Annotated in this window: 13 protein-coding genes; 8 read left to right on the top strand and 5 right to left on the bottom strand. The window is 43.0% G+C overall.

What is annotated here, in order from left to right; all coding sequences use genetic code 11:
• The first annotated feature begins 255 nt into the window (after window positions 1-255).
• Window positions 256-567 carry a DUF1998 domain-containing protein gene (locus DTOX_RS22015; RefSeq protein WP_157862855.1) on the top strand — a complete coding sequence of 104 codons (312 nt, stop codon included), beginning with the start codon at window positions 256-258 and terminating at the stop codon, window positions 565-567.
• A 296-nt stretch (window positions 568-863) separates the two neighbouring features.
• Here the strand turns inward: DTOX_RS22015 and DTOX_RS04780 are convergent, their stop codons facing one another.
• Window positions 864-2,144 (bottom strand): glycosyl hydrolase family 18 protein, encoded by a 1,281-nt coding sequence (locus DTOX_RS04780; protein WP_015756596.1) that lies wholly within the window; start codon window positions 2,142-2,144, stop codon window positions 864-866.
• A 224-nt stretch (window positions 2,145-2,368) separates the two neighbouring features.
• Here DTOX_RS04780 and DTOX_RS04775 point away from each other — a divergent pair, with 224 nt between their 5' ends.
• Window positions 2,369-3,031, top strand: a complete 663-nt coding sequence (locus DTOX_RS04775) for an undecaprenyl diphosphate synthase family protein (RefSeq protein ID WP_015756595.1) — start codon at window positions 2,369-2,371, stop codon at window positions 3,029-3,031.
• Window positions 3,032-3,083: 52 nt separating this feature from the next.
• Here DTOX_RS04775 and DTOX_RS04770 read toward each other — a convergent pair whose 3' ends face one another.
• Window positions 3,084-4,784 carry a Na/Pi cotransporter family protein gene (locus DTOX_RS04770; RefSeq protein WP_015756594.1) on the bottom strand — a complete coding sequence of 567 codons (1,701 nt, stop codon included), beginning with the start codon at window positions 4,782-4,784 and terminating at the stop codon, window positions 3,084-3,086.
• 101 nt (window positions 4,785-4,885) lie between these two features.
• Entirely contained in the window at window positions 4,886-6,145 is a 1,260-nt protein-coding gene (gene larAH6, locus DTOX_RS04765; protein ID WP_015756593.1) for a nickel-dependent malate racemase, LarAH6 family, read from the bottom strand.
• A gap of 140 nt (window positions 6,146-6,285) precedes the next feature.
• Between larAH6 and DTOX_RS04760 the strand changes: the two genes are divergently transcribed.
• Window positions 6,286-7,713, top strand: a complete 1,428-nt coding sequence (locus DTOX_RS04760; RefSeq protein WP_015756592.1) for an FAD-binding oxidoreductase — start codon at window positions 6,286-6,288, stop codon at window positions 7,711-7,713.
• Complete coding sequence (locus DTOX_RS04755; protein ID WP_015756591.1) at window positions 7,707-8,942, top strand: (Fe-S)-binding protein; 1,236 nt, start codon at window positions 7,707-7,709, stop codon at window positions 8,940-8,942. The genes DTOX_RS04760 and DTOX_RS04755 overlap by 7 nt, the downstream gene beginning before the upstream one ends.
• Window positions 8,943-9,127: 185 nt before the next feature.
• Here DTOX_RS04755 and DTOX_RS04750 read toward each other — a convergent pair whose 3' ends face one another.
• Both DTOX_RS04750 and DTOX_RS04745 read right to left on the bottom strand, forming a co-directional pair.
• Window positions 9,128-10,276 (bottom strand): S1C family serine protease, encoded by a 1,149-nt coding sequence (locus tag DTOX_RS04750; RefSeq protein ID WP_015756590.1) that lies wholly within the window; start codon window positions 10,274-10,276, stop codon window positions 9,128-9,130.
• Window positions 10,277-10,410: 134 nt separating this feature from the next.
• Window positions 10,411-11,148, bottom strand: a complete 738-nt coding sequence (locus tag DTOX_RS04745) for a YkgJ family cysteine cluster protein (RefSeq protein WP_015756589.1) — start codon at window positions 11,146-11,148, stop codon at window positions 10,411-10,413.
• Window positions 11,149-11,352: 204 nt separating this feature from the next.
• Between DTOX_RS04745 and DTOX_RS04740 the strand changes: the two genes are divergently transcribed.
• From DTOX_RS04740 to DTOX_RS04725, 4 genes are all read left to right on the top strand, one after another.
• Complete coding sequence (locus tag DTOX_RS04740) at window positions 11,353-12,090, top strand: hypothetical protein (protein ID WP_015756588.1); 738 nt, start codon at window positions 11,353-11,355, stop codon at window positions 12,088-12,090.
• Between the two features lie 141 nt (window positions 12,091-12,231).
• Window positions 12,232-12,777, top strand: coding sequence for a carbonic anhydrase (locus DTOX_RS04735; protein ID WP_015756587.1), 546 nt, complete (start codon window positions 12,232-12,234; stop codon window positions 12,775-12,777).
• Window positions 12,778-13,067: 290 nt separating this feature from the next.
• Window positions 13,068-13,490, top strand: coding sequence for a universal stress protein (locus DTOX_RS04730; protein WP_015756586.1), 423 nt, complete (start codon window positions 13,068-13,070; stop codon window positions 13,488-13,490).
• A gap of 38 nt (window positions 13,491-13,528) precedes the next feature.
• Window positions 13,529-14,497: a sulfite exporter TauE/SafE family protein gene (locus DTOX_RS04725; RefSeq protein ID WP_015756585.1), complete on the top strand. Its 969-nt coding sequence runs from the start codon at window positions 13,529-13,531 to the stop codon at window positions 14,495-14,497.
• Window positions 14,498-14,593: the final 96 nt, after the last annotated feature.

Genomic DNA, 14,593 nt, shown 5'->3' with positions numbered 1-14,593 from the left:
GCAAACGACTCCTTGATGATTAGCTGTGATACCGAATTCCATGTTTGCGGTTACTGTGGATTCGCCAAGAGCCGCAAGGAATCAAAGAACTGGGGTTTCGTGCATGAAGAGAAGCACAAAGCCTCGTATGGACGGGAATGCTCCAACACAAAGCTGTATCCATACAGACTGTCACACATTTTCAAGACCGATGTTGTGTAGCTAATGTTCTCGGACAACGCGGATTTCGGCACGATGCTGTCCGTGATGTATGCCTTGCTTAGAGCGACTTCGCAGGTGCTTGACATTGAAAGCACGGACATTAGCGGATGCCTTTATGCCGCAAACGGCAATGTTCAATACTCAATTATCCTTTACGACAGCGTTCCGGGCGGAGCGGGTCACATCCACCGCATTGCAGCCGATGAGAGCATATTCCAGAGCGTTATCCGCAAAGCTCATGAGATTTGCTCGGAGTGCGAATGCTCGCCGTCCTGCTACAAATGCCTCCGTGACTACTACAATCAAGACTGGCATCCTGTTCTGAGCAGGGTAGTGGCGGCAGAGTTTTTGAAAATGTATCTGTAGCAAAAGGAGGTAAACGGTTAATCTGGAGCTTTATACCATTACACGAGCATTGAAACCCTTACCATGATTTTGAAATATAAGTCAATCCGCTTTAACAGTTTGTGTGAGGTTAACGATTTACAAGAACAGTATTCAAAAGACACAACAGAATTTCGGTCGGCTTTATTTTGTTAGCTGTTGGAGATAGGCATCATCCCTTGTGGGACAACGCCTATCTCTCGCATTTCCGTACCGGCTTGGGGTATGGTTCAATAAGTTACCCTATTAAAACGTACCTAACCACCCCTTGTTCTTTTTTAGTCAGCCTGTCTAAATTCATCATTAACCATTTTCCAAAAGGAGTCATCCTCAAAACCAAGACGCCAGATGGCTATACCTGAAACGTTATAACTCTTAACCGTTTCCAATTTAAAACGCAAACTGTAGTTATTTTCAAACCACAACTCATGCCTGACACCATTTTTATAATAAATGACACAGGGTACACTGTTTGTATTGTCCCATATAACATTACCGGAATTCTTAACTAAATCATTGACTTGATTCCAGCGCACTGCTCTGGTTCCCTGACTGGACCAATCATAACCATAAGCAGCCACGCCAAGAAAAATTTTTTCTCTGGGCATCACCTCGACTGCATAGTCCATAACCTTGTTAATCCAGGGCACCGAGGCAATCGGACCGGGAGAACCGCCAAACCAGTGCTCATCATAGGTCATAATCATAGCCTGATCAACCAGTTGGCCAATATCCTTATAACTATAAGCACCGGACCAGCTATCATTGGTAGAGTCAAAAGTTTTAGCCGGGATAGAAACGGTAAGCAGCAAATTTTCCTTGTGCAATTGGTCGCCTAATTCCTTTAGGAAAATATTATAATACTGCCTGTCTCCCGGCGGTAAAGCTTCAATGTCAATATTAACACCGTTATAACCATTGGCCTTCACTTTTGACATGATGTTTGCTTCCAGCCTGCTGCGGTTTTCGGCAACTGACAGAGCGTAGTGAGCAGCATCACTGTCAATTGGCTGGCCAATATTATGAACCAACAGCAATGTTTCCACGCTTCTCTCCTTGGCCAGTTTTAAAGCATCCTGCGGCACTTCACCGGTTAAACTGCCATCGCGGTTAACTTTGAAACTGAAAGTAGCTACAGTATCTATATAACTGCTGTACTTATCCAGGGAATTATAGGATAACTTATCTCCTGTATAATCCACTGTATAATAACCTAATACCATCTTCTTTAGCTTGTCTGCCGGAATAGCGGTAAGTTTTTGCAGTGCAATCCATTCCTCAGCATCAACTATACCGTCAACACGCAGCCGGTTAGCTTTCTCAAATTTTGAGACTGCGAAAAGTGTATTCAAGCCAAAATAACCGGAAACCTTTTCTCCTTGATAAAAGCCCGCAACTTTAAGTTTTGTCTGCAGCAAAGTAACATCAGGCCCTCTGTCACCGAGTCTTAAATTACCCGGTGTAACACTTGTTCCCGCCAGTGCGACTGTGGGAAACCATACGGCAAAAAGAAAAAAAACAACCAGACAGGTAACTGACTTGATTCCCAGTTTCCCCATTATCTCCCCCCTACTTAATTAATAAAACAATTAATTATTTTCGATAAAAAATGACAAATCCCTGCTCCGAACCCTTCGGGAACTGCTGGTTATGAGGGGGATAATAACCAACAAAACAGATTAAATCCAAAGAATTATTTAAAAGGTATAAATTATCTTATAAAGGCAAAGATTATCTAGAAGTATGCAGCAGTTTTAGAATAATCTAACTAGGGTGATCAACCATGTCTCTGCTAAAATTCAAGCGCTTGCCAAAGCACATCGGGATTATACCAGACGGAAACAGGCGCTGGGCTCAAAGCAAAGGCTTTGCTAAAGAAGCTGGTTATGAATTCGGACTGGAGCCTGGCTTGCAGCTCTATGATCTTTGCGTAAAGCTAGGTGTTAAAGAACTGACTTTCTATGGTTTTACCCAGGATAACACCAAAAGACCGTCAGCACAAAGAAAGGCTTTTCAAAAAGCTTGTACAGATGCGGTTAAAATGCTGTCCCAAAAAGACGCTTCACTCCTGGTTATAGGTAATGCGGCATCTCCGCTTTTCCCACCGGAACTCAAGGTTTATACCAAAAGACAGGTCTTCGGCAAAGATTTAATTAAAATAAATTTTTTGGTAAACTATGGCTGGAAATGGGATTTATATTCCGCACTGCAAACAAGCAGTTTTAATCAAACCAATCCGGTTAAAGCTATAGCTTCTTCAGAAGTGTCCCGTATTGATTTAATTATTCGCTGGGGAGGCAGACGAAGACTGAGCGGTTTTCTGCCAATTCAATCCATCTACTCGGACTTTTACATCGTCGAGGACATGTGGCCGGATTTTAAACCTGATCACTTCTATGAAGCTCTGGCCTGGTATGATTGCCAGGATACAACCTTAGGCGGTTAATACTCGAAGCAATTGAATAAACGAAAACCCCGTTGTAACTTTTATAACGGGGTCAATAGTATATACTTTCTATATTTTTTTCTGCATGGTCATACCCGTCGAAGGCGTCCTCTCTTTTAGCAAAATCAATATCTACTTCCAGCGACTCGGATACTATGGTATTTGCAATATTTTTTACATGATCGCTTATTCTTAAAAAGGCATTTATCAAATCCAGGTGAATGGAACTGGTTTCCTCCGTACATTGAGCGCCTTCCATCAGGCGATCAATGTGCCTCTGACGAAAGTGCTTCTCCAGTTTAAACAACTCCGGTTGAATACTTAGCACCTCACGGGCCAGATCCTGATTATTTGTGGCCAGAGCAATACTGACCATCCTTATTATCTCACAGACTCTTTCATGCATTTCATTTAGTTCTTGCCAGCCCTTCTCGGAGAAATCAAAATTAATTTTATACTTTTCTTTGGCCAAGTCTATAATATACTTCTCAATAATATCACCTATATGTTCAAAGTCATTGACGATATTCATTAGACCAATACACCTGTTAAAATCCGCTTTAGTAAGTGTCTGCCGCAAAATCTTAGCCAAAAACTGGCTGGTTTCTCTGGCTAAAATATCTACATATTTTTCCTTTTCCATAATATATTCCAAAAGCTCCGGATCATTTTCTTTAAAAACCTTTAAAATAGCAAAGGTCATGTCGGATACATGATCGGACATATGCAATGTCTCTCTGGTAGCTAAGCCAATGCCAATAACCGGTGATTTAATTGACTCATCATTTAGATAGCGTGGAACCTGCATATTTTTGCTTTCTTTTTTATCAGGTATAATCTTACTCAATACAGACTCAAATTTATTCAAAAACGGAAGACAAACAACAGCAACTAAAATATTATACACGGTATGCGCATTAGCTACCTGGTGTCCGTGATTAGACGTGGTCATGGCTACAAAATCGGCAAAAGGATGAACAATGGGCAGCATAATTACTACTCCTATGATCTTAAACAAGACCTGAGCAAAAGCCACTCTCTGTGATTCACGGGAGGAACCCAGACTGGAAAGAATAGCTGTAAAACAGGTTCCTATATTTGCTCCAAACAAAAGAAAGATGGCGGATTCCAAAGATGTTAAGCCCTGCATGGCCAGCAGCATAATAATGCCTATTGTAGCCGCACTGCTGTGTACCAAAAAGGCAAACAGGGAAGCAATTAGCATAGCTAAAAAAGGCTTATTCTCCAAACCCACCATTAAATGCTGAAAAAAAGGGTCATCTCTGAGCGGGTACATGGTGTCCGACATAATTTTCAAACCCAAAAATGTCAAGCCAAAACCCAATATAGCCAACCCGTATTGCCTGTGCTTAACCCGCTTGGTAAAAAAGATAATCATTGCACCGATACCTACCATCGGTAAGGCAACTTCCGTTATCTTAAAGGCTATTAACTGGGCAGTAATCGTTGTACCGATACCAGAGCCAAGCAAAACGCTCAACGTCTGGTTTAAGGTAATTATCGAGGCACTGGTCAGACCGACCAGTATGACTGAGGTGGCTGTACTGCTCTGAAAAAGTACGGTAATAACTACTCCCAGGAGCATGCCGACAAACCTGTTTTTAGTCAGTGTACTCAAGATAATTTTCAAACGCAAACCGGCAATAGTCTGTAGACTTTCGCTCAGCATTTGCATTCCAAATAAAAGAAGACCCATTCCACCCAAAAGACCTAAAAAGAACTCATTCCACATGATAGTTCTCCTCATATTAACAAACAATTACTAACAATATTAAATAAATGTTAATATTATGTTAACACTAAAGATCTAACTTTTCAAGTTATAATTCGGCGCTATTTCCCTGCCCGCGGCAAGACCAATCCTGCCTGGGGCATAATTATAGCCCTGTAATCCGGCCCGTGCTTTTTTTCCGCATAATTTAAAGCCTCCTCCAGAGTATGGCAGCAGGTCATGAACATATTTTTAACATCTTTCTCACTCATAGCCGATACGAGAATTACTTCCTTTTTGTCGAGCACCCTTGCGTATGCGTAAGCTTTGTGACCACCCAGGACAAAGCCCTTATCAAAGCGTTCAAATATGTCCTGCAAGTTCCTGGCCTCGGTCATCCAGTTTGTGAAAACAGGGCTGCCATAACCCTCGGAACATTCAGCTACCAGAATAATCGTACCGTTATCCTTAGTTACTCTCGATGCATTATCCATAGGTTTTTGTGCCTGGTAAAGATTAATATCCTTTGGATAACCGCCTGAACCGGCAATTACCACGTCAACCGGTTCTTTAACATCCACTAAATTTAAATCAGAAGATATGTTTACCCCCGCCTGCCAGGCCTCTTCGAGATCACCGGCTACAACCGCAACAATCCTGTTTTTTTCATTGGTCACTACGTTTAAAATGAAATCCACACCGGCCATTCTGGCAGCCTCTGTCATTAATTGATGTACGGGATTGTCCTTCCAGCGGGCCGTATCAACACGCGGGTCCGTCATACTGGCGTGATTGGCGGTAATTAACGGGCGGGCAGCTACACCCGGCAAAATAGATTTACGACCACCGGAAAAACCGGCTATATAATGTGGTATAATAATACCTGTGGTTATCAGCAAATCAGCCGCAGCTACTTCAGCATTTACCAGCAAATCACTGCCATTGCTCAATTGTCCCAGTGAAAACAAGTTTTCATCACAGTTGTGGTTAACCAGGCGATAATTATCTACAATACTGTCGGAGAATATCCGGCGGTTTTCCTCTTCCGTATTAGGACGGTGAGCTCCTGTGGCGATAACCAGGGTTATTTGCTCTTTATAAATACCGGCTGAGTGAATTTCGTCCAACAAAGGAGGCAGCATATGGTCATAGGGTGTAGGACGGGTAGCATCATTAACGACAACCACCACCCTGTCAGGCTTTTTTTGCGCTGCCAGTTCTGATAATAGGGGGGTACCAATGGGCCTGCTTAGAGCTTCCCTTACCAGTCCGGCAGGATTATCCACTTCTGCTTGTTCCTTGGGCAATAACACACCGGCTACATGCCGGTCATTAATCTCAGCCGTCATATAAGAATTACCGTATTTCAATTTAATTTGCATAGTACGGGCTCTTCTATTAATGAAACATTGATCTCACTTTTCAATGTCTTTTGTGGACAGATTGTTTACATCCGCCATAGCAGAAGGCCCTTCACCTTCCTTTCTAAATATAAAGTTAATTATTAAAAGAGGTGTCTGTTTTGAATCAAATATTTTTAACTGAAAGTTTATTAAAGATTCTCAGCCCGGAGCAGGTGCTGTCTGACGAATTTGATTTAAAATTTTATTCCTATGACAGTTCTTTTCAGGCCAAACTTAACCGTTATTTCCCGGACGCTGTGGTATTTCCCCGTTCTACAGAGGAAGTTGCGGCGGTTATGCGACTGGCCTATGAACACGGCATTCCAGTCACACCCAGAGGCGCAGGCACAGGGGAAACCTGTGGCTGCCTGGCTGTCGAGGGCGGCTTGGTGATGGATTTATCCACCTGGGATACTATTGAAGAAGTCGATACAGCCAATATGCAGGTTTTCGTTCGCCCCGGAGTAGTTCACGCCAATTTAAATAACCATCTGGCCTCTTACGGCTTATTTTTTCCGCCCGATCCCGGCAGCAGCCGCATGTGCACCGTCGGAGGCATGGTTGCCAACAACTCCAGCGGTTTGAGAGCAGTCAAGTACGGCACTACAGAGCAATACATACTTGGCCTGGAGGTAGTATTGCCCAACGGTGAGGTTGTTATCACCGGAGGACAAAAGTCAAGAGCTATAAAAAACGTTTCCGGGCTGAATTTAACTAAGCTTTTCGTTGGCTCGGAAGGTATCCTGGGTATTGTGACAAAGATAAGGCTGCGCGTCTGGCCAAAACCCAAAAGCCGGGGATTGGCAATGGCAGTCTTTGACAACCTGGAACAAGCCCCCCAGTCAGTGCTGGATGTCTACCAGGGCGGCATTCTGCCCTCCGGCATTGAAATCCTGGACGATTCAGCCATTAAAGCTATTAACATGTATAAACCGGAAATCAACCTTCCGAATGCCGAAGCCATCCTGCTTTTTGAAGTGGACGGAAACCCGGCAGGTGTGGAATGGGAAGGCCAACAGATAAAAGAAATCGTCTCCCGCAGGGCCGTCAGTGTTGAATGGGCCACTGAGCCCAACAGAATCAACAGTCTCTGGCAAGGACGCTCAGTGGTAGCAACCGCTGCGGCCCGTGTCCGTCCCGACGGCAGTAGAATTTTCGCCGGAGAAGATATCAGTGTGCCACTAAACAGGGTTACCGAATGCCTGCGCCGCATCAAAGAATTAGCTGCCCAACATGGGATTGCTGTAGTGAACTACGGCCATATCGGGGACGGCAATGTCCATACTGCTCCCGTGATCAATATGGACAACCAGGCAGAAGTTGAACAGGTACAAAAACTGACCGATGCCATCCACCGCCTGGCGGTTGAACTTGGCGGTGCCACTACCGGAGAACACGGTGTCGGTGCGGTCAGATCCCGCTACGCTCCCGCGGAACATGGCAGAGCACTTAATGTAATGAGAATGATTAAATCTGTCTTGGATCCCAAAGGCATTATGAATCCCGGCAAATTACTTCCCCCGGAGGGAGACGATAGCCAGTGCTAAGTCAACCGGATCAATTAAAAGATATACAGAGTCAATTTCAAAAATGCGTGCGCTGCGGGCTCTGCCGATCGGTCTGTCCTATTTTTAAAGAAGACCGCAGGGAAACCGCAGCTCCCAGAGGCAAAGTATTTTTAGCACAAATGCTGGCAGAAGGAGAAATTACACCTGACAGCAAAGCCGCCCAAAACCTTTCCATGTGCCTGATGTGTGAATCCTGTTCCAGCGAGTGCCCTTCGGGAATCGAAGTGCACAAAATAGTCAGCCTGGCTCGATCCATGGTTAATGAAAACAATCCTTCATTAACAAACAAGGCAAATAAATTGATCTTCAAAGATTTATGGAGCAAACCTTCTTTAATGAATTTAAGTTTCAATCTAATTAAAACCGGTCAAGCACTCGGACTGCTGGATTTCGGCACCAAATCAGGACTGCTGCCAAAATCAGGACGCCTGCTGGGTGAACTGCCAGGGAAACCGGCACGACAGGCACTGCCGGAAATAGTACCCCCCACAACCAGACAAAAGGCGCGCACCGGGTATTTTTTGGGCTGTGCCACCAACTACCTCTATCCTCAAGTGGCTTTCAGTACAGTAAAAATACTGTCACACCTTGGCTGTGAAGTAGTAATACCTCGTGAACTAACCTGCTGCGGCTTGCCTCAGCTGGCTAACGGCGAACCTGCTGCCGGACACAATTTAGCCAGGCAAAACTTGCAAATCTTTAAACGGGCCGGGGTTGAAGCAGTAGTCTGTGACTGTGCTTCTTGCAGTGCTACCTTAGCGGAAAACTGGGGACAAGCTCTACCGGTATATGACGCCGTAAAATATATTATACAGGAATTAAAGCTGGATTTGTCAGATAAAAAACAAATTAATAATCAACCAATTAAAATAGTAACCTACCATGATCCCTGCCACCTAGCCAAAGCACAAAGAATCAGGCAGCAGCCACGACAATTACTGCAGATGCTGCCGGGCGTGGAATACAGGGAAATGCCCGGGGCCGATAACTGCTGCGGCGGTGCCGGCACTTTCGTCGTGAAAAACTATGATCTGAGCATGCGTATTCTGGATCGAAAAATCGCATCCATCAAAGAAACCGGTGCTGACATTGTAGCCACCTGCTGTCCTACCTGTACTATGCAGCTTAAACACGGTTTGGATAAGCACGGACTTCAAATTGAAGTAAAACACCCACTGGAACTCCTGGCCGAGACACTCGGGCTATAGCGGTAACATAGGCAAAGGATCAATAGGATTGACTCCAAGGGATAAACTGCAAATCTTAAACTATAAGTAAACCCGTATCACTACATAAAGTGGTACGGGTTTTTCATGCTGTTTACTTCTATAATAAAGATATAGCTGAGATTTGATTTGTTTTAACCGATCTTTTTGCTTAAATCCCCTTCAATCTATTTAGTAAGCTGGGAGGGCTTCTCATTGACAATTATGCTAACATAAAAATCCTTTTCCCGGTGAACTAAAAGCTTGAGCTTTTGACCCACCTTAGTTTGTCCTACAATATCTATCAAATTATCAACAGACTTAATTTTCTGACCGTCAATTTCCAGGATAATATCACCCTGCTGCAAACCTACTTTCTCTGCCGGGCTGTCCTTTACCACACCGGCTACCAGAGCACCATCCGTATTCTTTAAACTATAATATTCGGCAATTTGCTCGGTAACCGGTTGCAATTGCACTCCCATCCAGGGATGAACAACCTTGCCTTTTTGAATTAACTCATCAAGCACAGACTTCACGGTACTGGTAGGAATAGCAAAGCCAATTCCCTGGGCCTCAGCATTAATAGCTGTATTTATGCCCACAACTTCACCGTCCAGGTTTAAGAGAGGGCCTCCGCTGTTACCGGGATTAATAGAGGCATCCGTTTGCAGCAAATTTTTATACTGCCTTTGTTCTATATTAACCGGCCTGCCTTTAGCACTAATCACCCCGATGGTTACAGTATGGTCCAGTCCATAAGGATTGCCTATAGCTATTACCCAGTTTCCCACTTTTATCTGCTCTGAATCTCCCATTTTCAAAACCGGCAGCTTCTCTGAAGAGTCGATTTTTATTACCGCCAGATCCAAATCAAAATCAGAACCCACCACAGTTGCTTTAGAAGGCTTATCGCTGCCCTTCATAGTAACCTCTATTTGCTCGGCCCCGTCTATTACGTGCTCATTAGTCACAATATACCCATCCTGCGATATAATAAAGCCGGAACCCAAACCTGTCTCCTGCCTCTGCCTGGGCTCAGATAAACCTGGCCCGAAGAACTGCCTAAAAAACGGGTCGCTGAAAAACGGGTTATTCTGCCTTCTCACATCAACAGTAACCGTAGTACTGATTTTAACCACTGAAGCACCGGCCTTATCCACAATATTGGCAATTGTATCAGGGCCTACTCCTGCAGCTGACCCACTGGCCGAGTATTTAGATTTGTCTGCCTTGGGCGATAAATCTTGCACCAGCAGGGAAGCACCGGAAAACATCAACCCTGCCACAAAAGCAGCTATGGCCACAAACAAAAGATTGCGCCTCCAGTTCTGCATAAATCCCCCTCCATTTTAATCTACTTTCTAATGTTAACATTGAATAAACTATTCGCTGGCCTCGCAAAATATATAATGAAATTATTGCCAGTGCCTAGAATAAAACCGGCATATTAATCTGCCGGTCGGATTGCTTACAAATTAAAACTTGCAGCATCATCAATATATTTATCCAGTGCCTCACTTTTACCGGTATCAATATACTCTTTCAGCACTTTCATCTTACGAACTCTCGCTCCCTCACTCAAAACAGTGTGAGCCAAGTGAACTGCGGCAGGTATAAAGGTAAGGTTTTTTTCCACAATTTCCGGAGGCAGCAGCAAACCATCAAATTTACTTACCTCAGCCAGATACTCGCCCAATTTCTGCCTGGTTACTTTCTTATTATTCAACAACTCAACTTTATAACAGGGCGACAACTTAAAGTTAACAATTTCCTCCGGTAAGCGGATATCATGCTCACTCCGGAATTTTTGCGCTAGAGCTGCCATTTGACCCTCAGTTCCAAAAACAGTGTCTTTTTCCGGCAACACGCCAAAGGTGCGACAATTATATGGTCTGACCGGGTATATAGCGCATTTGTTTTCTTCATCTAGAAAAGGGCACTTAATATTAATGTCACCCAGTTCCAGGAAATAATAGCGAGCGGCTTTTTTCAAAATTTCCGGTAATTGTTCCTGCAAATTGTTTTTCAAAAAACGATATATGTTCAGATACTCCATCAAAAAAGCAGGTTGAGGCACCGTACAACAGGTGCCGCACTGTTCACAGGAAGTGTCCGGCAGCTTATTATATATTTCCTGAAGCTGTTTAAAATAGTTTTCTGTTTCAGCCTGGTTTATTAGCATGTACAGTTTGTCCACCGGTAACATATATATCACTCCTTAAATTAGGTTATTGGTTAAGACAGATATTTTTCGACCATTTATAATTATACTACAATATCACCTACCCTGCCAGACAGCAAATATTATTAACTAAGTTCACGGTATATATATCCTCAAAGATTTAAAGGATTCCTTGTCTTAATCACAAATAATATATTGTAGAGACATAGGTTTTGGGAGGTTAAAATATTGTATCCACAAACTCATCTTTATTTTGCGGAAAAAATCCTGGGTAAAATATCTGATGAAATAACAATAGGAAGTATTTTCCCCGACTTTATTATTAGCAAGACACTACCTCACGAAGTTAGCCATCAAAGCGGTCATAAAATATTTAATCTCTGCCGTAGCAGCGAAAAATTCCTTGATTTGGCCCGGGCCGTTATTACACATGGCATTAAACCTCACGGGCTTGATTATTACGGGGATGAAAAATACCTTGACTATGAGCGAGGCTACTGTTTTGAAAAGGGGAGGCCTTTTATCGGAGAAACAGTAAAAGCCTGCAATATCCCCTTGCGCATGGGCTGGTGGAAAGCACACAATATTATTGAAATGGGTATAGAGCTTCGCATAAATGCAATTAAGGATTTTGGCCCCACAATCCGCGGTGCTTTAGAAAACAAAGCCCTGCTCAAGGATCTGGATGATCTGCTGGGCGATATCAGCCCGGAGAAAAAACACTGCCTGGTACAAAAAGCCGGATTCTTCATTGATTATATTGAAACTGCCAAGGTAACCGCGCTCTCACTGGCTGCTAAATACAATACCCAGATGATAACAAAACACAATATCTCTGTCAATATAGCTGAAGTAGCTGCCTTAATTGAGAAAGCAGCCTTGGTCGTGGAGAATGATCTGGAGGACTTTTTTCTATATAGTATCAATAAAGTTAAAGATACCCTGAAGCAAACAGACATAAAATGATAATCTCCCAAATAAAGATGCTTGTTAATTGTTTACTATAATAATAACTAATTGACAAATAAATTTACCCTATGGTAAACTCTTATATATAGATAGATATTTTTTTCACATGATTAATGGGAAAAAAGGGGGAGATTAGTAATGTCTTATTTTGTGCCAGTTAATACGGTTAATGACATTTTTCCTGAGTATCAAAACACTCCCATCGGCAGACTATTGGAATACCACAACCTTGATCGTCCTCATGACGATTATGAACATGCCGATATTTTAATTGGCATGTGCATGGACAACAGAAAGAGGCTGCATATCCCTGAAAACTTTGCCTATGTAATTAGAACAGGCGGTGGCAATTTAAGATTTAGCGAGTTTCGTGTCTCCTACTCCATTGCAATTGGCGGTGTCAAAGCCATTGCCCTTCTCGGTCACGATAACTGCGGAATGGTTAACCTTGTCTCCAAACAGGAAAAATTTATTAACGGCTTGGTAGAAAAGGCAGGGTGGAACAGGGAGGCGGCAGAAGCTCACTTTATGCATTTTGCGCCTATGTTTGAGATTGGCAATGAAGTTGATTTTGTACTGAGCGAGGCTAAAAGATTGCGCTTGCGTTATCCCAAAATTCTCGTCGCACCCCTGTTTTACATGCTGAAAGAAAATAGATTGTATTTAATGAACGAAAACGCATAATTACTCCTAAAAGACCCGATAAGGGTCTTTTATTTGTATTATTAATAAAACAGCGTGCAATATATCTTCCAGCAATAAATAGTACATTGGGAAATATTTAACATGACCTTTTTATAACATTCAATAATTAAATCGAAAGTGAAAATCTTAACAATATTATCTTAAATATATTGATGTCCCGCCCAAATCATGCTATTATAGATTTAACTCTATATACAGCATGCAGATAGGGATATTGGTTTTAACAGAACAGTTCATCTATTTAATAAAATAATAAAGGAGTTGATTCCATGTACAAAAAAATACTGGTTCCGGTTGACGGTTCTGAACAGGCCGCCAAGGCTGCTCTGCAAGCCGCAGAAATAGCCTCCGCTATGGGAGCGGAAATAACCTTGTTTCATGTAGTAGTTCCTTTAACAGTGATTGACACACCCAGCGACATTAAAGAACTCTTTATGAGAGAAAACCAGCAGCAAGGGCAGCGCATACTGGAACAGGCGAGGAAAAGAATCGATAGCTATAACTTGACTGTCAAAACAGAAACAGCCTCTGGTCACCAGGCACATGAAATATGCAAGAAGGCCAAGGACAATAATTATGACCTGGTAGTTATAGGCAGTCGCGGTTTAGGGGAAATCAAAAGCTTTCTGATGGGAAGTGTCAGCAAACAGGTTGTCCAGCACGCGGACTGCCCGGTACTAATCGTCCGCTAAACAGTTTTCCTTCATAATACTGAGAAAGGGCGATTTACATGCTTTTTCCTGTCTCAGGAGTAGATGTTAACCCATTTATTCCGCCTTTAGTAGCCTTCCTGGTATCGTCTGTCACAGCCTCAGCCGGGGTATCGGGAGCTTTCTTGCTTTTGCCTTTTCAAATGAGTATCCTGCATTACACCAGTCCTTCCGTAAGCCCGACAAATCTCGTTTACAATATAGTGGCCATTCCGGGAGGACTGTACAGATTCATTAAAGAAGGACGCATGGCCTGGCCCTTGACCTGGGTGGTTGTAGTGGCTACTCTGCCAGGCGTTTTTTTAGGCTCCTGGATCAGGATATATCTTTTAAAAGGTGAAAAATCCTTTAAAATGTTTGTAGGCTGTGTCTTATTGTATCTGGGCATCAGGTTGATAACTGAATTTACCGGAAGGGCTAAAAATCAAAAAACTCAGAACAAAGCCCTGCAGCAAAAATTCGAAGAACATATGAAAAAAATAAAAGCGGAATCCAATAGTAAAATGACCGCAGGCTTACCGGTTGACGCAGTAGTCAAAACCAGAACTTTTTCCCTGAAAAAGATTGAATACGATTTTTGGGGCGAAACCTATTCTTTCAGTACCATGACAATTTTTGTTCTGGCCCTGATTGTGGGACTAATCGGTGGTATTTACGGGATCGGCGGCGGAGCCATTATTGCACCTTTTTGTGTCTCTATCCTGCAGCTGCCGGTTTACACTGTAGCCGGAGCAGCACTGGCCGGTACCTTTATAACTTCCATTGCCGGAGTTATTTTTTATACTATTCTGGCTTCAACACAGGTAGGAGCAACAGCAAACGTTTCCCCTGACTGGTTATTAGGTTTTTTATTTGGCATAGGCGGGCTAATGGGAACCTACTGCGGTGCCTACACTCAAAAATACCTTAAAGAAAAAACAGTTAAAGCCATCATGGCCGCACTGGTGCTTTTCCTGGCAATAAAATATATCACGCAATTTTTTTCTTAAGCCTTTCAAATCATAATCTAAGGAGACACAATTTTCTGGGTATACTAATTTTAGGCACGGGTTTTACTCCCGTGCCTAAAAAATATTCAGTTAGAC

The organism is Desulfofarcimen acetoxidans DSM 771, assembly GCF_000024205.1.
GTDB classification, from domain to species: domain Bacteria; phylum Bacillota; class Desulfotomaculia; order Desulfotomaculales; family Desulfofarciminaceae; genus Desulfofarcimen; species Desulfofarcimen acetoxidans.
This window is presented reverse-complemented; position numbering and strand designations above follow the sequence as displayed.